Consider the following 20,505-nt stretch of genomic DNA (forward strand, 5'->3'; position numbering starts at 1 on the left):
TTTAAAGTTAATTTATTTTCCAACGGCTTCACGAGCGGATTCTTCAAAGACGTACTGAGATCCAGATTCTATCATTTCTGTTATATCCTCGGTTCTTATGCCGCTTCTTACAGACCACATATAGAATATGAAGCTTATCACCGCCACTGTTACAAGATCGAACGGGAACTTTATTACCCCTATGCCGCCCAGAGAGGTATCCCCAATATATGAAAGCACAGTGAGTACAATTATAAATATAGGTACCCAAAGCCCTGCTTTTATGTTTTCTTTTGTGAAGCTGTTTTCTATAGCACCTAATAACAACAAAACAAAGTATACGGCAAAACCAAGGAATATGGCTATAGCTAGGTATAGAACGAGGGGCCATCCAGACCAATAGACCACTTCTCCTGCTCCTATGAACGCGATGGGAGAAAGCACTCTGGCATAAGGCAGCTTGAACGGCCTCTTTAGTTCAGGTGCTGTTCTTCTCAGGCTCATAAGTGCGGCGCCGCCTACTATATAGGTGAAAGCTGTTGCACTTGTTATAAAGCCCACCATTTTGTACCAGCTTGGGAACGGCAAGAAAAATATATATCCAATTAGCAATGTAGCAAGAAGAGGTATAAATGGTATCCTGTTTTTGTCCATTATTTCAAGTAGTTTCTTAGGCATGTGGCCGTTGGCCGCCATACCGTATAGCGTCCTTGTTGATGTTCCTAAATACACGTTTAGCGTACCCGATGGGGATATGTAGGCATCAGCAAACAATATATATGTTAAAAACACAAGTCCAGCAGCCTGTGCTATATGGGCAAATGGAGCATCATAGAGTGCGACAGCCTCTGGATTGGAATTGGAGGTAGCCAGAGAATATATTTGAGCCCATGATCCTGGTACAAGACCAAGCTTTCCCCAATCTATTCCACCTATAAATACGATCTGAAGAGCTGTGTATAGTAATATGCCTATAAGTACAGAAAACACTGTCGCTAGAGGTATCGATCTTTGTGGGGTCTTGGCTTCACCGCCGTAATCGATGCCCTGCCTGAAACCAAGGTAGGAGAAGACTATGCCAGAAGTAGCTACTGCAGAAAAGACAGGAGCCCATCCGTAAGGAACTATACCACCGACAATTATGTTCGAAGGCCTAAAAGAAACGACTAGCAGTAATATTACTGTAAGCGTAGGGATTACGAATTTCCACCATGTAAGCCCTGTATTCGTTTTTCCCATTATCTTTATTCCAGCATAGTTCAGAAAGAAGAAACCAAGCATTAGCAGCATCGCAAGAAAAGTTCCTAGAACACTCATAACACCAGTGTTCGTCAGTAGAACTATTCCATACTTAGAGGAATAACTAGCTGCGTAAGTTATTACACCTTCTGCCTCGATGGCTGGCACGGATACGGCGCTGAGGAAATAGGCCCATCCCAAAACGAATCCGGCAAAGCTCCCATGGGAAAGGTGGCCATATCTTACTATTGCACCGCTCCTTGGTATCATTGCGCCAAGTTCTGCATAGACCAGTGCTATAAAAATAATTATAACTCCTCCAATAATCCACGCAAAAATTGACCCGGGACCGGCAGTAGTAGCCGCACCAAATGCAGCAAAAAGCCAGCCAGAACCTATGATCCCACCAAGGCTAAGCATTAAAAGATCCCATGTAGTCAACTCTCTTCTGAGCTTTCTATCAGAGACACGTGAGTCCATGAAACATGATCTCATGCATTATTTAAATTTTTTCTAATTATATATGAAACGTTCGTCTGCTTAGACTTATTGATAACCATATTAATTTAGTAGCAAACATTTTTTTAAAAATTATCAAATCCTTTAATGAAATGTCATAATCCATCACACGGAAAAAATGCTAATAGCAAGGTGAATCATGTATTTTATCGTTCGGAGATAGACAACGTTAAAATATGATGACTAATTCTGTTTCTTATGTATGGAATCAACGGCAAGATACTTTGGGTCGACCTGACCTCTGAAAAGATATGGGAAGAATCAATTCCAGAAACTATTTACAAAAAATACCTTGGTGGTGTAGGTTTAGGTGCGTACATACTGAACAGGGAAATCAAAGGCCCGATTGATGCTCTTGGCCCGGATAATGTGCTCGGTTTCGTCACTGGTATTTTTAACAGCCATAACGTTCCATTAGGCGGAAGACTGGAAGTTGTAGCAAAGTCACCGATGACTGGTACTTGGGGCGATTCAAACTGCGGAGGCAAGTTTGCTCCAGAGCTTAAGAATACAGGATATGACGGCATATTCATCCGCGGCATAGCAAAGAAACCCGTATATTTGAAAGTGATAGATGATAAGGTTTCAATAGAAGATGCTTCTGCTCTCTGGGGAAAAGATGCTTACGAAACGGAGACGGAATTGAAAAAGATAGATCCAAAAGGGCAGGCAATGGTCATCGGTGTTCCTGGGGAGAAGATGATGTACGCGGCCGCAATAATGAACGAATACGGAAGGGCAGCAGGCAGATCGGGCCTGGCGGCGGTTATGGGTTCCAAAAAGTTGAAGGGAATATTCGTAAGAGGAACAAAGAAAATACAGCCTTACGATGAAAAGCTGCTCATGGAGACGATAAAGAAGATACAGATTCAGTTCAGAAATTCTATGGATTTAGTTAATCCATGGCACATGTTTGGTACTACACAAATCACAGAATCTTCCCATCTAAATGGAGATACACCTATAAAGAACTGGGCCGGAGTAGGCATAGTAGACTTTGGAGAAGATAACGCAAAGAAAATAAGCGGTGAAGAAATAAGAAAGGACGTATTGAAATCCTATGGGTGCGCGCAATGCACCCTTGCATGTGGTGGACACGTAAGAAGGGAAACAAGATACGGTAAAGTTGAAGGGCACAGGCTTGAGTATGAAGGTACGGGTGCTTTTGGTGGCTTAAATCTTGTTTCTGATCTGGATGCTATGTCCATGAGCTTTGAACTCTGCAACCGCTATGGGCTTGATATTATAACTACTGGCGCTGTGATAGCTTTTGCCAACGAGTGCTATGAAAAGGGGATACTTACGGAAAATGACGTTGGATTCAAGCTTGGCTTTGGAAACGCTGATGCAGAGGTAAAGCTAACCGAACTCATAGGAAAAGGAGAAGGGATAGGCCGTATACTTGGGATGGGCCAAAAATATGCTTCAAAAGTGATAGGCAAGGGAAGTGAACAGTTCGCAATGCATATTGGAGGCCAGGATCTGCCAATGCACGATCCTAGGCTAATGCCATCACTTGGAAACACGTATATCTCTGATCCTACACCAGGCAGGCACACAGCAGGAGGCATAGGCTTTAATGAAGGCTTCGAGCTTGTTCTGCCATTTAATCATAGTACATCCAATACGAAGATAGAAAGGTACCAGTATAACGGTAAAGGGAAGCTTCAACTTTTCGCAGCTGCTGGACAGGAGATCATAAATTCCACAGGTATGTGCATGTTTTCAACGAACATTTGGCCTAACAGCTATCCGTACAGAGATTTGATAAAGGCCATAACAGGCTGGGACATAAATGAAGATGAATTAATAAAGATTGGTTGGAGGATTCAAGTTATTAGGCACATGTTCAATGCAAAGCAAAACGTTAACCAGTATGAGATAAAGCCACCTGGCCGGGTAATGGGATATCCTCCGCTGACAGCGGGACCTACCGCAGGCGTATCTATTGACTATGAAACTCTCAGAAAAGAATACTTAGAGGAAGCGGGAATTGACAGGCAGGGGAAGCCTACAAAAGAAGTAATAGAAAAACTGGAAATTGAACCTGAACTTATAGCGGGGTTATATTAACCCTGCTATTAGGACACAAAAGTTTCCCCTTGGTTCTTAGTATATTCATACATTTTCTCTGATTGGATGCTTTTTCTTATACTTTTCTTAAGCCTCAAAGAGTTGAGTACCACGGTGGTAGAGCTCATCCCCATTGCAAGTGCAGCTAGAATTGGCAACACAGAATATACGGACGTGGAGAACACTGGAACTAATACGCCGCCGGCAATAGGTATCAAAGCGCTGTTGTATATTATAGCCCAGAATATGTTTTCTTTAACCTTCTTTATTGTGCTTCTTGATATTGTCAATATGTCTATAATAGTTGATAATTTATTATTCACAAGGACGATGTCTCCGGCCGCCTTTGTTATGTCAGAGCCTGAACCCATAGCTATACCTGCGTCTGCTGTCTCTAAAGCTACGGTATCATTTATCCCGTCTCCGACAAACATTACGTACTCTCCTTTTTCCTGATATCTTCGTACTACCTCGGCCTTCTCTTCCGGATTCGAACCTGTTATTACTTCATCTAGTTTAAGAGGTTCAAGGACGGATTTAGCTTCTTTCGATGTATCGCCAGACAAAACCGAAACCTTTATTTCCATCTTTTTTAATGCGCTAACTGTCTCTATAGCATCATCACGCAACTTATACCTTAATCTGAACCTGCATGCAACATCTCCATCAATTTCTACTATTGTAGCTCCGCTCTCATCTTGTGCTATTCGCACTTCTTTTCCATCGACCTTTCCCGTTATTCCTATTCCAGGTTCTTCTACAACTTGATAAGCTTTTTCTATTCTTAGCCCAAGATCCCTGGCCTTATTAACTATGGACAACGCAACCGGATGGTTTGATCCGGATTCTACAGAAGCTGCATAAGCCAGGGCCTTTATATCTCCAGTAAGATCGTAAATTTCCGGCAGCGGGCTAGTTAAAGTGCCTGATTTATCGAACACTATACGATTTATCTTTCTTATTCTATCAAAAACACCCGTATTCTTGACGAGTATTCCGTGTTTAAACGATTCCTCGGCCGATATCAATAGGGTGATAGGGCCAGCTAGCCCAATTGCGCAAGGACATGCTATAACAACGACTGAAACGAAAGCAAGTATGCCTATTTCAGGAGCTAATGGGTTTCCTATTGATTTCAAATAAAAGTACCAGAAGAGAAACGAAGCGGTAGCGGCAACAAGAACTACAGGTACAAAATAAGATGAAAATATGTCCGCGATCCTTTGAACCTTTGTTCTCCCTGATGAGGCCATGACTATTAGGCCGTGTATTTTTGACACCGTCGTATCTGCTCCAACAGCTTCCGCCTTAACTATTAGCATTCCATTCAAGTTTTTTGTTCCAGATATGACCCTATCTCCTGCTGTCTTGAGGACAGGTTCTTGCTCTCCAGTTATACTAGATTCATCAACCTCGCTCCTCCCTTCCAATATGGTACCATCAACTGCTATAATCTCACCTGGCCGCACTTGCAATGTAACGCCTGCCTTCAGCGATGAAGCCTCTGCATCCTTAATGGATGCACCAGAAACGATGTGCACGATCTTTGGCATCATCTGCAGCAGCTTGTCGCCGGCACTAGACGCCCTCTTTTTTGAAATGTTCTCAATGTAGCTTCCAGTCAGTATTAAAGATACGATAAAATCAGAAGAATCAAAATATACAGACGAATTCGGTATCGCCTGTGGGAAAATGGACACAAAGAGCGAAAAGAAGAATGCTGTGAGTACACCTATAGATATGAGAAGATCCATATTTCCCGAAAAATTTCTTATTGCTGAATATGCCCCTCTATAAAATGGGAACCCAGAGTAAAATACAACAGGAATAGATAATATGAATAATACCCAATCCTTTTGCGGAAAGAGCGCGTAGCTCAATATTAATACCGGAATGGAAAATAGCCATGCAATTACTAACCTTCTCTTTAGGCTTCGACTCTCTCCTTCAGGAGACAGAAACTTTTCCATGCATCCCTTTGAACAGAAATAATAACGTTGACCATCTTTATCGACGTAAAGGTCGGACGTTTCTGGAACATACATTCCACATACCGGATCAGTTGGCATATATGTTCATAAAATTTAGACTGATAAATATATGCTGTGCATTTTGCACTGAATAGAATTAAATCCTTTCACGAAATGAGGATATATGATTGATCCTGTCTGTGGAATGAAAGCTGATAAGAACTCAAAATGGAAATCAGTATACAACGGCAAAGAATATTATTTCTGCAGCGAGCACTGCAAAATTCAGTTCGACAAAAATCCAATAAGATATACTAGATGAATTACATTTATTATTGCATAACTAGTATAAGAAAATATTTATTAATAACTATAAGTTATGTTATTCATGGCGAAATATGTGTTTAAGTGTAGCGATATCGGCATGAATTGTGGTTTTGAAGCCTCCGCAAAGAGCATAGATGAACTGATGCCAAAAATTGTGGAACACGCTAAGACGGCACACAACATAACTGAGATCAACGAAGATCTAAAGAACAAGGTCACATCGGCAATTAAGAAAAAAATGTTTTAATTTGAAGATCTAAAATATTCTAATTCTGAAAGAGTTCTTTTCCTTATTTCTTTTGGTTCAGGGTATTGGCTTAAAAGCTTCCCATGTTCCATGTACTTTACAATAATATTGTGCATTACACCTCCACAGCTGCAAGGCTTTGATTCAACTCCATATGGTACTACTTCAACTTTTCTGCACTTTTCACACCTTAATACGCTCTTCTTACCAGATAATTTTCCTCTCTTTGTTTTAGGTTTATCGTCTATGCTTACTATATCAAGGGCAAAATCAAATGGCTTTGCTGAAGATATGGAGGTACCGACTCCAAAAGCCTGTGCCCCTGCTTCTCGAAGTTTGGCTACGGTATTTTCATCAAGGCCGCCAGATACCATTATTTTTATATCGCTTCTGCCCCTCAGAGCAAGTTCCCACTTTACTTCCCTTACAAGTGCTTCAAAGTTACCTCTCCTCGACGATGGTGTATCTAGCCTTATATAATCAACGTGTTCGAATTCTTCTGCTACCTTTATGGCAGCGAATTTTTCATCCATATAAGTATCTATCAAGATCACAGATTTTTGGCCATTTTTTGTATTCTTTAATGTTAATCTCCATGCCTCATCGTCACCAAGAATAATTGATAATGCATGTGGCATAGTTCCTATAGGTTCTTCCCCTATCAGCTTTGCTCCAAGTATTCCAGATACACCGTCAGCCCCTCCTATAAATGCAGAACGGTCAATCATTGGTGAAACTGCTGGATGCATCCTCCTTATTCCAAAGGAAAAGAATGGGCAATCACCGGCGGCTATTCTAACCTTTGAAGATTTAGTCGAAATACCGGAGGCCTGGCATATCATCCCTAAAATGGAGGTTTCGTACATTCCGAAATCGCAGTAATTTCCCTCAATACGAATGAACGGTACAGGAATACCGTTAGAGTCTCTTGGGTACAGGATGGTGCCTTCAGGGATAGCGAACACATCTACATCTATTCCCTCTAACAGCTTCAGAACTTCGTCAAGGCCAGAAAAGTTTATCCATGTGTCGAGCGGCCCAGATACTGTAGCTTCCATTGCAACCCTGTGATCTTTGCATGTTTCTGTCAGAGTTGAAATGCTTCTTTCAAAATAAACATCTGAGGCAAGACCCTTCTTTATGTCGTCCTCAGAGGCAATGTTAAACATCTTCATATTCCCCACTTTTTGTTATCACCCTATTTTTCCGAGGTATTTAAATTGAGCAAGATCTATTCTTGCCACCAAACGGTAACGTCACCACGATCCTCTATATGTATTCCATTCTTCTTCAAGACGTCTCTGATCGCATCGGAAATTAGGAAGTTCTTTTCCTTCCGCATTCTTGTCCTCAATTCAACAAGGTCATCTACTATTCCTTTGCTTACCTCCTTTTTTTGCTCTAAGATTCCGAGGAAGGTGTCAACCCATAAGTACACTTTCTTAAGTTCTTCCGCAACTTCCTTGTTTATCCCTTCAAAGTTCCTATTTATTTCTCCAGTGATGGCGAGCAGTTTAACTATTACCGAATGGAAATCGAAATCGTTTTCGGCAAGTGAACGCATCTCAGAAATTACCGAATTAACATCAATCTTGAAATTGCCAGAACCATTGACATACTCTAGCTTTCTATAGGTATCGTTTATGTAATCAATCAACTTCTTTGACTCTTCCATCAATTCCTTGGAAAATTCAATTTGGGTCCTATAATTTGCATTAAGTATTGCAAATCTAAGGTCTTCCGGTCTATAATCCTTAAGTATATCCCGTATAGTTATGAAATTTTTAAGCGATTTAGACATTTTCTCCTTATTTATGTTTATCATTCCCGTATGTATCCAGTAATGGGCTAGATATCGTTTTCCGCTAATTGATCTCATCTGTGCGATTTCCGCCTCGTGATGCGGGAAAATAAGATCTGATCCGCCTCCATGGATATCATACTCATCGCCAAAATAAGTTTCTGTTATTGCAGTATCTTCAATATGCCAACCGGGCCTTCCTTCTCCCCATGGAGATGGCCACGATGGCTCTCCTGCTTTCTTCTTCTTCCATAGTACAAAATCTTCAGGGTTTCTCTTGTTTTCATTTACTGCTACTCTATACCCAGCTATAATTTGATCTAAGCTCTGGTTAGATAATTCACCATAATCTTTGAATTTCCGTACTTCAAAATAAACGCCGTCATCTGTTTCATATGCGTATCCTTTCTCCATCATCCTGCTGATTTGCGATACGATCTCATCTATGTAAAGTGTTGCCCTTGCAAAGAAATTGACAGAATCAACCTTAAGCCTTTTCATGTCTTCCTGGAATTCGCTAAAATATATTTTTGCAACTTCAGATGGCTCGATTCCCATTTCTTTAGCTCTGTTTATTATTTTATCATCAATATCAGTAATATTTTGGAGGTAAAAAACAGAGTATCCTTCCAACTTCAGAAACTTCGCAACAGCATCGAAGAAAATATAGGTCCTGGCATGCCCTATATGAAAGTGATCCTGAACCGTTGGCCCGCACACAAACAGGTTCACCCTACCCCTGTGCATCTCGTTGAACTCTTGCAAACGTCTGGTCAACGTATTATATATAAGCATTAATTGTTCATAACACGCAATAATAATAATGTTATTGGTTTGATCAATTACCATCTGCTACGGTTTCGGAGATTTGGTTTCTAAATCTCCTATAACATTAAAATCTAGTTATAAGGCCCTCCTTTAGTATATAATGCGAATATGTGATAATGACATGTTTCTGCTTCAAATATTATTATTAATTTAGTTTAAAAATAAAAATATTGACTTAGCTGTAATAGTCCATGCTTACGTTCTTTGTTTCTACGCCTATGAACATCCATACTATGGCTGCTACCAACCCCAAGCACCACAACGCAAGATTAAAAAATATATACTGCGACAGTGTGAACGAAGCGGTCAGGTAAATAGATGCAATATACGCGAGTATAGGAAATACTCGAACAAGGCCTATGGATGTGGATCTACGCTTTGTTCCAAAGAGTTCTGGTTCAAGTGTAGTCCTTGAAGCCCAAGCAAATTCTGAGAACATCATATTGATAAAAAGAAGCGGGAGAAAAACTAGCATGTTATCTACGTATTTTATCGTGGCAAGTATAAGTAGTATAGAAATAGTGCCACCCAAGTATGATAATATAGCATACTTCTTTCTGCCGATATCAACTAGGAACATAGCGATTATGCCGGCTACAGAAGCACCAAGCAATGCATAGAAAATTATCTCACTTACCTGGGCTGGTGAGAAATAATAAGGGCCTACGATGTATGCCATAAGCCCGAACGTTAGATATTGTGATATTCCAAGGATAGCAAGAAAAGCTAACGAAACACTGAAATTCGGTTCTTTTATCCGTATACCGTCTTCACTGATCTTTAATTTTTTATAGAGATTTTCAGCTTCCTTCTCCGATCCAGTTTCACGAAGCCACCTGAACGACTCCGGTATAGATCTTCTAGTGTATAAAGCGAGAAACACAGCAAAGAAGGCGATAATTAGGAAATACAACTTTTGTATTTGGATAGAGGATGAGTTAAAATATAGAAACACAAACGCAATAACAGCACTTCCTACATTATTCATATTAGGCACAAATGCGAGGAATTTACCCCTGTGTTTTATCGGAACATCTTCAGATATCAGGGATAAAGTCGTAACCTCTTCGCCCCCTACGCCTATCTCAGATAGGGCGATACCTATAACAAGCAATACTACATTATTCGAGGCAAAGATGATGAGAAGTCCAGCCAAGTAAAAAAGAATTGTCATTAGGTATATTGGTTTTCTACCTAGGATGTCTGAAAGTTTACCAAGGATCGTATTCCCAGTCAGTAAAAAAACAGATGGCAAAGAAAGAAAAACAGATAAATAAACTCTTGGAAGCCCTTTAACATAAGGCCACGCAGTAGCAAGCGGAGCTATGCTTGCTATTATGCCCCATATAAACATCCCAGCTGAAGCAGACACTAAAAGAGATCTTACATAATTTCTATCTCTACTATATGCATCCGACATAATTTCCCTCCGCCGGCATTACCCGGATCAGGTTCAAAGGGTCGATCCTCCTCGGATCCTCTCAGCCTCCTACGAAGCTCCCCTTTATGAACTGATATTCTCATCGCATATTTAAGGTTTGATCATGTTGACATTAATTGAGACATACAAAAATATATGTAATAAACTATTATAAGAGTAAAAGTACAGTGATTGAGATGGCATACGATGATGACGAGAATTCCATGGCCATCAAGGTATGGAGACTCTACGTAGACCTTTGGAAACTTTGGTATAAAAAGAACGAGAGGAATTTAAATAAGATCGACCTGTCGATCACCGAGTTCACCATAATGAGGCATTTAATTGAAAATGGACCTATGTCAATGGCTGCTATAGCCTCTCTCATAAACGTTACTCCAGGTTGGATCACCGGCGTAGTAGATAAAATGGAAGAAAAAAATTTAGTCACTAGAAATAGAGATTCTACCGACAGGAGAATAATTAAAATAGCAATAACAGACCGGGGAAGGGAAGTATACGAAAATGCAAAGAAAAATCATTATGCATTCATAAGAAAAGCCCTTGCTGAACTCAATGAAAACGAGTTACAACAAACCTATGTTTTGCTACAAAAAATGATGGATGATGTCTCTAAACTTGAATCAAATTGAATATAAATAATGCGAAACATAGTATTAACCGCTTCATAGAATATCAGAAGATATACACCTCCTCAAATCTAATCAACACTTGGTTATTCGACTTTTGGATCGCCAGCATTTTTATTTTTCTGCGTTATATTCTCAGCAAGCGATACATTTACGACGGGTACTTACTATGAATAAACTTACGTTTAAATTTTATGAAACTTTTTTAAAAAGAAAAATGATCCTGTTGAGCTAAGGAAATTTACATTTTAAAAACAGTTAAACTTTGTCTGCCTATATTATAGAAAAATTAGGCTCTTAGATCTTTATCTCAAATTTCATCAGTTTATATGCCGGGATCGGGGATCGAACCCGAGACCTCCGGATTTCTCAGATTACCTTATGAGTCCGGCGCTCCTCCAGCTAAGCCACCCCGGCATCTTTATTTAATTTTGCACGACAGGCTCCTCTCCGGAATTCTGAGATCCGGCATGGATTTCAGAAATACCGGAAAGTGAAACTAACTCAGATTTCCTAACCTCGATCTTCTTGAGTGGGTATATATCCTTGGTAGCGGATATCATATCATTATAGATGTCATCGCCTATCAAGTATCTAACAAATTCGGAATATGGCAATGACAACCCCTTATTTAATATGAAATCCGTCAATACCTTTCTTATCTGGAACTTCTTAGTGTTGGTCACCTTCCCATCTGTTACAACAACAATTTTTACGGTTATGATGCTATTATCTGAAGTTTTGACGTCTTCGATTATATCTATTCTCTCTTTCCTTCTTCTTACAAGGCGCCTGATATAATCGTCACCTATGTAATGACCTATGAAAATAGTTTTACACTTTGTACCCTCACAATTTGTTATCCTAAATAAGGCCTTTTCATTAGATTTTTTGAAATTTCCGGTAAGCTCAGATATCGGAACCTCTACTACCCTATTTACCATAGAATTTGAATCCTCACCCAGAGCAACCGAAACTTCTTTTGAACCTAGGTACGGAGGGGCCTCTACAGTATACCAGACTTTTTCTTTCCATTTTTCTTTTCCTTTCTTTTGAAACTTTTCACCAGCCATTCAATCCCTCATCATTCGATTAGCGTGAATATAGGGGTAATTATTGCACTAAATTAAACCTTTCGTATGGGAGCTTTGCCAAATGTCATTTGACATTTGACTTCCTGCCATCTGTCCCACATCTTCACTTAACAAGACCTTAAAGGATCTTTTCGAACATGTACAAACACTTCTCGCTACATCCGTGTATGCATTCACATCTCTATTTATAGTAAGACAATAGGAATCACAATTCAGTATTCTGCCTTATTCTATTCTGATAGTCGATCTACATACCTATCATTACGTATGGGAACTATGAGGTTCCCATCTATGATCTTAAAGCCAAAGTATGCAGATAGCATTGGCTTTTCCACATGTAGTATAATTGAGTTTTCCTTTTATCTCGGCCTTTTCCTGCAGGCTTCAACAAGTGCAGCTGATTTATTAATTATATTCTAATAATAATACGAAGGCATATTGTATTTTTTAAGATCATTGTAAACTTCCTTTGATGCAGAATTTCATTACGTAATATTCCTTACCGATCATAATATTCATCATGAAAGTGACCATATCAGTAAATTCGTACATGATGTCTTTCAACTTATCATATGGCAAGAAATTCTGTGTTATGGCCTTATAGCATACACAGATGTGTATAGTTACCATATATGAATTTACTTATACTATTTCATTATTTTTCATCATTTTACTTGAGATATCGATCCATTAAAAATCAACAAAAAATTGAAAACATCAGTATGAGAAAAAATGTTTGTTAAAAATATTTCTCAATAACGTGAATAATATGAATTTTAAAGTTATAGTTTATCACTTAACCTTCTTCATGACTATTTCGTAGTAGCCGTTCCGGTCGAATACACCAACGAGCTCCTGCCCAGACTTTGATATCCATGCAGGGGCATCCTTCTTTGTGCCTGCATCCGTAGAATAAACGGATATGATTTCGCCAACCTTGGCCTGCTTGTAAGCCTTTATAAGCTCCATCAATGGACCTGGGCAGTAGCTGCCCCTTGCATCAATAACCCTATCTGGTTTTACATCCATTGCTATCACCTCATATAAACAGCGTAGTGTAAGAAGATTCCGTCATTGATACGAACTCACCTACACCTATTATGTCCTCGACCATATCATCCAGATCGTCTTTGGATATGCCCATTACATCGGCCATAAGCGCACATCCGTAGACATGAACGTTTCCGACCTCCTTTGCATTCCTTATCATCTCTATGCCGCTCTGTATCTTCTTTTCATTCATCTTCGACAGGACGAGATCGCTTATCTCAGAGCCATCGTAGCTGAGCTTGTTCACAGTATTGTCGTTCTTCCTAAACTTCATGAGCGCCCAGAATGTGACGAATATGTTGACATCGATGCCGTTTGCGACTGCTCCAGACGTTATAACACCTGCAGCTGCTATCTTGTCTATCGTGCCCGATGCGAGCACAATGGAGAGTGTCTTTGACATAACTATCGAAAAGATATACTAAAAAGATTAATAAAACTTTTCATTAATGCAAAAAAAGATTGAGAATAGACATTTGTCTACAAATAATAAATTTATTAAGTCGAGGATAGTCTAATAAAAGTTAATACTAGTAGAATTAGTAAAAAAACCGAAATTGAAATATGTATAATTGAATAAAAAATATTTATATCAATATTCGTAATATCATGACGGTGATAAAATGAGTGAGTTTATCGATCCGCTTGCTGTAATGCTTCTTGGGCTTGGAATGGGCACAGCTCTAGGCGCTGCCTATTTCCTCGCGCATGGCTTAAACAAAAGGGATGCTGTTAAGAGCCTTGTCGTACCAGCTTTCGGTGTTGGATTTTTCGATTTTGTAAGTGGATTTATAATGTCATTCACATGGCCTTTACCATCTAGTTACAACATGCTATTCGGGGATCCTCTACTGATGTTCGGTCTGATACTGATGATGTCATCATATATGGAGTACCGCGGTTTTGACCTTAGGTTTAATTCAATACTGCTACTTTTCCTAGGTATTTACGTGCTGGTCGCCTCAGCTGGAATTGTGCACTACAAATTAGAAACCGGAGACGATCTTCTCTCTTCAATGGGACTGTATATATTGGATGGTATAGCTGCGGTTCTAGCCCCGATTATGTATATAAAACCAGAAAATGGTAAATATCTCTACTTGTTAGAGTTCATCATCCTTCTCCTTGGTACTTTTGTTGCCCTTTTCATTGGATATGAGGCAATATGGGGCCATCTCCTAGACTTCATTAAATACTTCCCATAATGGAAGTCATTTTTATGAATTTTTTTCAACTTTATTTTTAAATTCATCATAGATAGGAAGTTTATCTAGGAAACTTTGTGATATAAAAAATGTTCGTCCATATTTATCGCCCATCCCATAAACTATGTTGTTTTGCTCAAGAATATGCAGATGATGCTCAACTGTTCTATAATTAACACCAAGTACCCGTGAGATCTGATGCTGATTAGATGGATTGTTTCTTATCAGATCAATTATCTTTCTTCGCATATCGCCTCCTCTAGTAGCATAAAAAAGCCACCAGATTAAACGTTTATACTCCCCTGAATAGTCCGAATCAACCAATGGCATAATATATAAAAAACAGTTATAGATTTTACTAATTCTCTGGTATAGTTCTTTGCACACGCTTTAGCCCATACGAATATTATAAATCACAATATGCTTTCATATAGCTAAAACGTATATATCAGCGGCTAATAGAAGATTGAACCGGTGGTTTAATGAAAGTTATAATAGACGGAGAAGTCAGGACATTAAAGGCAGCATGGTACGAAGATGGTGAAGTCAAGCTCATAGACCAGAGGGAACTCCCAGACAAGATCAAAATATTTTCTGCAAAAAATTCTGATGACATAGCATATGCAATAAAGAACATGGTAGTCAGAGGTGCACCAGCTATTGGCGTAACAGCAGCTTACGGACTCGCCATGGCAAGCAAAAATGGAGAAGATATGAACAAAGCAAAGGAAAAGATAAGGGCGACAAGGCCAACCGCCTATGACCTATTCAAAGCGATAAGATACATGGAAGTCAATGGCTACGATATGAATGCGGCAAGAAGATACGCAATGGAAATAGAAGGCCGCAGCAAAAAGATTGGTGAATTGGGTAACGAACTTATAAGAAATGGGGCAAAGATTCTAACTCACTGCAATGCAGGTGCGCTAGCCGTCCTCGACTGGGGCACGGCACTTTCTCCAATGAGGATTGCTCATAATGAGGGAAAGAACATATTTGTATTCGTAGACGAAACTAGGCCCAGGCTTCAAGGAGCCAAGTTAACTGCTTGGGAGCTTGCTCAAGAGGGAATAGACCATGCTATAATTGCAGATAATGCAGCTGGTTTTTACATGCGCAGAAAAGAAATAGACCTTGTTATAGTGGGAGCGGACAGAATAGCTAGTAATGGTGATTTCGCAAATAAAATAGGCACCTATGAAAAGGCTGTATTAGCAAAGGTAAACGGGATACCTTTCTACGTAGCAGCACCTGGGAGCACATTCGACTTTTCTATACGAAGTGGGGATGAGATCCCGATTGAAGAGAGGGATGAGAATGAAGTACTTGAGATCAACGGCATCAGGATCGGTCCTAACGAAAGCCATAGTAAGAACCCGGCTTTTGACGTTACTCCAAATGAATATGTAACGGGATTCATAACTGAATATGGGATATTTAAGCCTAATGAACTTAATAAATTGAAAGATTTGATGGACAAAGATCTATTCATGAATATAAAGTGATAATTTTTCTCTTGCAATTTCCCTTTTTTCCTTTATATCTTTTAAAAATATGGACATTTTATCGGCTATTTCCCTCTTGCAGTATCCGCACATCCTCTTTCCCGATTTGCACTCTTCAAATACTTCGTTTACGTATTTGTCATCGTCTATTTCATAGTTGTATAGATCGAAGACTGGGCATTTTTCAGGTTCACCTCCCAGTTTTCTCTGTTCTTCTTCAGTATCCCTGCCTCCAGTTAGCGCACGCATTATTTTCCTTTTAGCTTCCTCCACATCATCATTCATCGAAATAAGAGAATCTGGAACCGATGAAGACATCTTTCCTCCTTTTAAACCCTTCATAAGTTTCTGGTAGGTTGCAGATGGAGGAATGAATGAAAATACATTAAACTCTGATCCGATCTTAGCAAGATCGATGTCTGTTCTAACAATATCTTCTTCCTTGCCATCCTTGGCCTTTACCACTCTGTATTCATAGTCTTTTGTCACTTCAGAAAATCTCTTTGAAAGGTATTCATAAGCCTGATCTACAGGCATCGTCGAATCTCCCTTCCCTTTTATTGAAACTGTAATCCCACCATCATAGAAGACATTGAAAATCCTCATTCTTTTAGCTAGATCCCTCATGAGCCTTATATGTGGATCCTGATCAAAACCTACAGGAACTACAGTGGGTGCTGGCCCGCCATAATTGTTCAGCTGTGTATGGAGAACGTCAGCTGCCTGGATGAGAGGCGCATTGATGTGTAAGATATCATTTGAATCAGTAAAACCGTACAGAGCTTTGAGCTCATTCATATTAGTCCAATTTCCAAGGATATAGGATAGAAACTGAACATCTTTGTTTTTAGATTGAAAATAGATCTCACAAGGTTGAAGGCCCATAGCGATGTAGTTAAGTATGTATTTCTCAATAGCTATTTCCCTTGCTTTATCGAGCGGTATACCCCTAGTAGAGTACGATTCAAGATCAGCTACCGCTATAGATACGCTTCCTCCAAGCTTCTGAAAGTAAATAACTTGATCGATAGCACTCTTATTTCCCAGATGCATTTCTCCTGACGGCATTAACCCGGTCATTACGTTGAACTTGATCTTATTATCAATTGCATACTTAATGTATTCAAAGCCACGCTGACCGAGAATCACCTTCCGTCGAAACAAGAAATGATCAATATTATCGGATTGATCTGAAATTCCAAATTCCTTCTTCAACCTCTCATAATCAAAGAAGTCGCTCGAAGACCACGGATTTATCATTACACCCTTATCTATAACCTATTAAAAAATTTTATAATCAAATGGCAACAGCATACTACGCTTCCCGTACCCTCGCGGAATACAGTACAACGTAATACGCAACAGGCTTAACCGTCGAGTTCGGAATGGGATCTGGTGTTTCCCTATTGCTATGACCGTTGCCAAACACTAAATAGATAGGCTGTATATAAATTTTACATATTGCGGAATATGCGTGGCTTCGTTGTTTGAATCAAATGAAATGCTATCCATTTAAATACGATGGGATAATATTAACTTGATGAGGTACGTAATAGCCTCCAGTAGGTGTCCCTTTTCGCATGATGTTGTAATGGGTAGAGAACTTGTCAAAGAGAATGTTGGCGGCGTAGCTACCGCCCTTAAAAGGGCAATATCTAAACATGGTGGGACGTGGATATGCTGGGGAGACGGAAAGGCAGATAACCGATACGTTAACGAGGATGTTGGGACTTATAAAATAAAAAGGATAATACTGACCCCACAAGAGAAGAGAGGATATTATGACATGTATTCAAACAGAACTCTGTGGCCGCTCTTCCATTATTTTAGGGAGAGAGTACAGTATACAGATAATGGATACGAGACATACAGAAAGGTAAATGAAAAATTTGCAGAGGAGATACTTAATAATACGTCACAGGAAGATATAGTTTGGGTACACGATTATCAGCTTTCTCTCGTACCTGGAATACTACGGCAAAAAGGCCTTAAAAACAGGATCATTTTCACTTGGCACATCCCGTGGGTATCTAGAGAGATGTTTGAAACTCTTACTGAAAGCGATGAAATAAAGGAAAGCGTTGGTTCAGCGGATTTTATAACATTTCACACTGACCTATACAGAAAGAACTTTGAAAGCCTCTTTGAAAATAGAAAACATGGTAAGTCTATAGCTGTGCCTCTTGGTATAGACTACCGATACTTCGAAAAGGCTAAGTCAAGTCAAATTAAAAGTTACGCTCTTAAAGACAAAATAATGCTATTCTCTATTGATAGATTAGATTACACCAAAGGGCTTACAAATAGAGTTCTCTCTATAGAGAGACTTATTCGAAATCATCCTGAAACATCAGGGAAATTTGTTTACGTCATGATAGTTACACCAAGCAGAACTTCTGTATCGGATTACGTATCAATGAAGAGAGAACTTGAAATGAATATAGGTAGAGTTAATGGAGAATTTGGAACCATTTCCTGGATGCCAATACTATATATGTACAGAAAAATTTCAGATCATTCGCTAGTCTCATACTATAAGTCCGCCGATATCGCTCTTATTACCCCGCTTATAGATGGCTTAAACTTGGTCAGCAAGGAATTTATTGCATCTACTGAGAAAGGCATACTTGTATTATCTAAATTCGCAGGAGCTTCAAATTGCCTCAGAGGTGCGCTTATAGTTAACCCAAATAGCCCGGATGAGGTTGCTGATGCTATATACAAGGCGATGAACATGGAAAGAAAGGAAGCTGATGAGAGGCTTTTAAAAATGAAGGCCATTGTCAAGGCAAGAGACACGGATTGGTGGATAAAAAGAATATATAGGTTAGCCATCGCTAAAGAACATGATAGACGGGTTACTAATAACAGAATTGAATAAATTGACTCCTGGTTCGTCTTACATTTTTTTAGACTACGATGGAACACTCGTCCCTATAATAATGAACCCAGAGCAAAGTTTAGCTGATCCTGAATTAATAGAGATGCTTACCGAATTGAGATCTAAATACAAGCTTTTTATAGTATCTGGCCGTTCCCCGGAAGAAATAAAGAGATTTATTCCCCTGGATTTAAACCTTATATGCTATCATGGCGCCTGTTCTATAGTGAACGGCAAAACGTACTACTATAACAATGCCCAGTCTTTCTTAGGCATATTTAACGAGATATATCAAAGTTCATTAAATCTAGTGAATGAATTTCCAGGTCTAAGGATCTACAAAAAGAATCTTGCCGTACTGTATCATTTTGGGCTTATGAAACCCCAAGATGTTCCCGCATTGGAAAGGGTTATTGTAGAAATATCCCAAAAAGAACACGTAGATGTGTACAAAGGAAAGATGATATTTGAGCTCCGTGTTCCCGGCGTCAATAAAGGCATAGCTATTAAAAATGTTAGAGACGAAGAAACTGCGCTTATTGCTGGAGATGACGCTACGGATGAATGTTCCTTCAAATACAACGAAGATGCAATAACCATAAAGGTTGGCCCTGGTAAAACCTCAGCACATTTCAGAGTTAATGACTATTCCGAGATGAGAGAAGTGTTGAAACTCCTATTAAATAATGCCGAAAAAAGAAGTTAACCGGCAAAATTTATTATACTTATAATATTCATGTTTTGATAAATATGGTACTTCAAGACATAGATGATATATTTGATTCACAGGCTGTTTTAAAGGGTTATCTAAATAGTGATTTGACTGTCATTAATGAAAAATATGGCCTTTTCTACCTTATGCTGCCAACAATAGATGAAAGCAAGCAGGTTTCCTTTTATGTGTTCCTAAATGACGACGAAATACCTGAAAAGCATAGAGAGGAAATAGAAGCCGTCATAGGGACATACAAGCCTACCTTTAAAAACGGAGTGTGGAAAATCTACTTAAATACAGAAAAATTTGAGTTTAGCGAACCATTCTCTAAATATTTCGATGTTGATAGCATAGTATTTGACATGGCTTCCATGAAAAACGGTGAACTTATTCTGCCTATAAGGTTCATGTCAAGGGATAAGGAGGCACTAGTGGATTCAATAGTCGAATCTGCAGGCTATGGTAACAGCATTTATCTGCACTACCTTGGGCAAAATAAGGGATTCGAATACTCCTTTACTGCGATTAAACTTTTAGACCAGATCTACAGGATCTCAATATTCGTTGACAATCCTTCATCACTTCACGGCATATACGAGGAGACAAAGAGATCCATAGCTTGGAGGAGGGAGTCTAAGGCACCTTATAAGGACAACACAGAAGATTACATATACGCACTAGACGATTCTCATTCGATACCAGAGTTGCTTATTGATACCGCTTATACGGGGGAAAAAGGGACAAAATATATAGGGAAGCACTCAAATTACGACATATATCGCGCGTTCTTCGGTGATGCCCTTGCAAACCATATGAGCAATATAATGATGGCGGAGAATGTTTATTATCTCAGAAGGTGGTCGAAGTACGAAGACGGAAAACTTTACCTGTATTTTTACACTACAGACGATCTTTTAAAGATCATACCTAGCGTAATTAAAAAGACAAGAGAAAGCTTTACTAGAGTGCATATAAATGTAGAAGAAATAACCACAACATAAT

At 39.2% G+C, this 20,505-nt stretch carries 19 protein-coding genes, 1 tRNA gene, 1 rRNA gene and 1 riboswitch; of the genes, 9 read left to right on the plus strand and 12 right to left on the minus strand.

Annotated features, from left to right (window positions below; genetic code table 11):
• Nucleotides 1-12: 12 nt before the first annotated feature.
• Complete coding sequence (locus TVG_RS06630; RefSeq protein ID WP_241760272.1) at nt 13-1,698, minus strand: APC family permease; 1,686 nt, start codon at nt 1,696-1,698, stop codon at nt 13-15.
• Between the two features lie 237 nt (nt 1,699-1,935).
• Here TVG_RS06630 and TVG_RS06635 point away from each other — a divergent pair, with 237 nt between their 5' ends.
• Nucleotides 1,936-3,810 carry an aldehyde ferredoxin oxidoreductase family protein gene (locus TVG_RS06635; RefSeq protein ID WP_010917497.1) on the plus strand — a complete coding sequence of 625 codons (1,875 nt, stop codon included), beginning with the start codon at nt 1,936-1,938 and terminating at the stop codon, nt 3,808-3,810.
• 8 nt (nt 3,811-3,818) lie between these two features.
• Here the strand turns inward: TVG_RS06635 and TVG_RS06640 are convergent, their stop codons facing one another.
• Nucleotides 3,819-5,879: a heavy metal translocating P-type ATPase gene (locus TVG_RS06640; protein ID WP_010917498.1), complete on the minus strand. Its 2,061-nt coding sequence runs from the start codon at nt 5,877-5,879 to the stop codon at nt 3,819-3,821.
• Between the two features lie 85 nt (nt 5,880-5,964).
• Here TVG_RS06640 and TVG_RS08225 point away from each other — a divergent pair, with 85 nt between their 5' ends.
• Nucleotides 5,965-6,102 (plus strand): YHS domain-containing protein, encoded by a 138-nt coding sequence (locus tag TVG_RS08225; protein WP_010917499.1) that lies wholly within the window; start codon nt 5,965-5,967, stop codon nt 6,100-6,102.
• A gap of 66 nt (nt 6,103-6,168) precedes the next feature.
• Entirely contained in the window at nt 6,169-6,354 is a 186-nt protein-coding gene (locus TVG_RS06645) for a DUF1059 domain-containing protein (RefSeq protein ID WP_010917500.1), read from the plus strand.
• Here TVG_RS06645 and TVG_RS06650 read toward each other — a convergent pair.
• From TVG_RS06650 to TVG_RS06660, 3 genes are all read right to left on the minus strand, one after another.
• The gene (locus TVG_RS06650; RefSeq protein WP_010917501.1) at nt 6,351-7,529 is read right to left on the minus strand and encodes a nicotinate phosphoribosyltransferase; all 1,179 of its coding nucleotides are present in this window, start codon (nt 7,527-7,529) and stop codon (nt 6,351-6,353) included. The two genes, TVG_RS06645 and TVG_RS06650, sit on opposite strands and share 4 nt — an antisense overlap.
• Before the next feature lie 56 nt (nt 7,530-7,585).
• Nucleotides 7,586-9,004, minus strand: coding sequence for a cysteine--tRNA ligase (gene cysS / locus TVG_RS06655; protein WP_338384077.1), 1,419 nt, complete (start codon nt 9,002-9,004; stop codon nt 7,586-7,588).
• A gap of 154 nt (nt 9,005-9,158) precedes the next feature.
• The gene (locus tag TVG_RS06660) at nt 9,159-10,403 is read right to left on the minus strand and encodes an MFS transporter (RefSeq protein WP_010917503.1); all 1,245 of its coding nucleotides are present in this window, start codon (nt 10,401-10,403) and stop codon (nt 9,159-9,161) included.
• Nucleotides 10,389-10,497, minus strand: a riboswitch (TPP riboswitch). It overlaps the preceding gene by 15 nt.
• Nucleotides 10,498-10,600: 103 nt before the next feature.
• On the opposite strand from TVG_RS06660, the gene TVG_RS06665 reads away from it, so the two are divergent.
• On the plus strand, nt 10,601-11,056 hold the full coding sequence (locus TVG_RS06665) for a MarR family winged helix-turn-helix transcriptional regulator (RefSeq protein WP_241760274.1): 456 nt from the start codon (nt 10,601-10,603) through the stop codon (nt 11,054-11,056).
• Between the two features lie 327 nt (nt 11,057-11,383).
• On the opposite strand, the gene TVG_RS06670 is transcribed toward TVG_RS06665, so the two are convergent.
• The 4 genes from TVG_RS06670 to TVG_RS06685 form a co-directional block, all read right to left on the minus strand.
• A tRNA-Met gene (locus TVG_RS06670) sits at nt 11,384-11,470 on the minus strand.
• An 8-nt stretch (nt 11,471-11,478) separates the two neighbouring features.
• Nucleotides 11,479-12,126 (minus strand): 30S ribosomal protein S3ae, encoded by a 648-nt coding sequence (locus TVG_RS06675; protein ID WP_010917505.1) that lies wholly within the window; start codon nt 12,124-12,126, stop codon nt 11,479-11,481.
• A gap of 813 nt (nt 12,127-12,939) precedes the next feature.
• On the minus strand, nt 12,940-13,176 hold the full coding sequence (locus TVG_RS06680) for a sulfurtransferase TusA family protein (protein WP_010917506.1): 237 nt from the start codon (nt 13,174-13,176) through the stop codon (nt 12,940-12,942).
• A 10-nt stretch (nt 13,177-13,186) separates the two neighbouring features.
• Nucleotides 13,187-13,600 carry a DsrE/DsrF/DrsH-like family protein gene (locus TVG_RS06685; protein WP_010917507.1) on the minus strand — a complete coding sequence of 138 codons (414 nt, stop codon included), beginning with the start codon at nt 13,598-13,600 and terminating at the stop codon, nt 13,187-13,189.
• 220 nt (nt 13,601-13,820) lie between these two features.
• Here TVG_RS06685 and TVG_RS06690 point away from each other — a divergent pair, with 220 nt between their 5' ends.
• Nucleotides 13,821-14,402 (plus strand): DUF981 family protein, encoded by a 582-nt coding sequence (locus TVG_RS06690; protein ID WP_010917508.1) that lies wholly within the window; start codon nt 13,821-13,823, stop codon nt 14,400-14,402.
• Between the two features lie 12 nt (nt 14,403-14,414).
• Here TVG_RS06690 and TVG_RS06695 read toward each other — a convergent pair whose 3' ends face one another.
• Complete coding sequence (locus tag TVG_RS06695; protein WP_048054027.1) at nt 14,415-14,732, minus strand: ArsR/SmtB family transcription factor; 318 nt, start codon at nt 14,730-14,732, stop codon at nt 14,415-14,417.
• Between the two features lie 152 nt (nt 14,733-14,884).
• On the opposite strand from TVG_RS06695, the gene mtnA reads away from it, so the two are divergent.
• Entirely contained in the window at nt 14,885-15,907 is a 1,023-nt protein-coding gene (gene mtnA, locus TVG_RS06700) for an S-methyl-5-thioribose-1-phosphate isomerase (RefSeq protein WP_010917510.1), read from the plus strand.
• Here mtnA and TVG_RS06705 read toward each other — a convergent pair.
• A complete protein-coding gene (locus TVG_RS06705; RefSeq protein ID WP_010917511.1) occupies nt 15,887-17,167 on the minus strand; it encodes a tryptophan--tRNA ligase in 1,281 nt (426 codons plus the stop codon). The two genes, mtnA and TVG_RS06705, sit on opposite strands and share 21 nt — an antisense overlap.
• 42 nt (nt 17,168-17,209) lie before the next feature.
• A 5S ribosomal RNA gene (gene rrf, locus TVG_RS06710) occupies nt 17,210-17,330 on the minus strand.
• 117 nt (nt 17,331-17,447) lie between these two features.
• On the opposite strand from rrf, the gene TVG_RS06715 reads away from it, so the two are divergent.
• From TVG_RS06715 to TVG_RS06725, 3 genes are read left to right on the plus strand one after another with little or no spacing between them, the layout of a single operon-like run.
• On the plus strand, nt 17,448-18,788 hold the full coding sequence (locus TVG_RS06715) for an alpha,alpha-trehalose-phosphate synthase (UDP-forming) (RefSeq protein WP_010917512.1): 1,341 nt from the start codon (nt 17,448-17,450) through the stop codon (nt 18,786-18,788).
• Entirely contained in the window at nt 18,754-19,494 is a 741-nt protein-coding gene (otsB, locus tag TVG_RS06720) for a trehalose-phosphatase (protein ID WP_010917513.1), read from the plus strand. Before TVG_RS06715 ends, otsB begins: the two co-directional genes overlap by 35 nt.
• A gap of 44 nt (nt 19,495-19,538) precedes the next feature.
• Nucleotides 19,539-20,504, plus strand: a complete 966-nt coding sequence (locus tag TVG_RS06725; RefSeq protein WP_010917514.1) for a hypothetical protein — start codon at nt 19,539-19,541, stop codon at nt 20,502-20,504.
• Nucleotide 20,505: the final 1 nt, after the last annotated feature.

The organism is Thermoplasma volcanium GSS1 (genome assembly GCF_000011185.1).
GTDB lineage: Archaea > Thermoplasmatota > Thermoplasmata > Thermoplasmatales > Thermoplasmataceae > Thermoplasma > Thermoplasma volcanium.

Bases quoted from the DNA above. Each gene is read 5' to 3' on its own strand.
- TVG_RS06690 (WP_010917508.1), top strand. From the start codon at position 13,821: ATGAGTGAGTTTATCGATCCGCTTGCTGTAATGCTTCTTGGGCTTGGA.
- TVG_RS08225 (WP_010917499.1), top strand. From the start codon at position 5,965: ATGATTGATCCTGTCTGTGGAATGAAAGCTGATAAGAACTCAAAATGG.
- TVG_RS06715 (WP_010917512.1), top strand. From the start codon at position 17,448: ATGAGGTACGTAATAGCCTCCAGTAGGTGTCCCTTTTCGCATGATGTT.
- TVG_RS06645 (WP_010917500.1), top strand. From the start codon at position 6,169: ATGGCGAAATATGTGTTTAAGTGTAGCGATATCGGCATGAATTGTGGT.
- TVG_RS06650 (WP_010917501.1), bottom strand. From the start codon at position 7,529: ATGAAGATGTTTAACATTGCCTCTGAGGACGACATAAAGAAGGGTCTT.
- TVG_RS06695 (WP_048054027.1), bottom strand. From the start codon at position 14,732: ATGCCATTGGTTGATTCGGACTATTCAGGGGAGTATAAACGTTTAATC.
- TVG_RS06725 (WP_010917514.1), top strand. From the start codon at position 19,539: ATGGTACTTCAAGACATAGATGATATATTTGATTCACAGGCTGTTTTA.
- TVG_RS06705 (WP_010917511.1), bottom strand. From the start codon at position 17,167: ATGATAAATCCGTGGTCTTCGAGCGACTTCTTTGATTATGAGAGGTTG.
- TVG_RS06660 (WP_010917503.1), bottom strand. From the start codon at position 10,403: ATGTCGGATGCATATAGTAGAGATAGAAATTATGTAAGATCTCTTTTA.
- TVG_RS06685 (WP_010917507.1), bottom strand. From the start codon at position 13,600: ATGTCAAAGACACTCTCCATTGTGCTCGCATCGGGCACGATAGACAAG.
- TVG_RS06680 (WP_010917506.1), bottom strand. From the start codon at position 13,176: ATGGATGTAAAACCAGATAGGGTTATTGATGCAAGGGGCAGCTACTGC.
- TVG_RS06640 (WP_010917498.1), bottom strand. From the start codon at position 5,879: ATGCCAACTGATCCGGTATGTGGAATGTATGTTCCAGAAACGTCCGAC.
- otsB (WP_010917513.1), top strand. From the start codon at position 18,754: ATGATAGACGGGTTACTAATAACAGAATTGAATAAATTGACTCCTGGT.
- TVG_RS06635 (WP_010917497.1), top strand. From the start codon at position 1,936: ATGTATGGAATCAACGGCAAGATACTTTGGGTCGACCTGACCTCTGAA.
- mtnA (WP_010917510.1), top strand. From the start codon at position 14,885: ATGAAAGTTATAATAGACGGAGAAGTCAGGACATTAAAGGCAGCATGG.
- TVG_RS06665 (WP_241760274.1), top strand. From the start codon at position 10,601: ATGGCATACGATGATGACGAGAATTCCATGGCCATCAAGGTATGGAGA.
- cysS (WP_338384077.1), bottom strand. From the start codon at position 9,004: ATGGTAATTGATCAAACCAATAACATTATTATTATTGCGTGTTATGAA.
- TVG_RS06630 (WP_241760272.1), bottom strand. From the start codon at position 1,698: ATGGACTCACGTGTCTCTGATAGAAAGCTCAGAAGAGAGTTGACTACA.
- TVG_RS06675 (WP_010917505.1), bottom strand. From the start codon at position 12,126: ATGGCTGGTGAAAAGTTTCAAAAGAAAGGAAAAGAAAAATGGAAAGAA.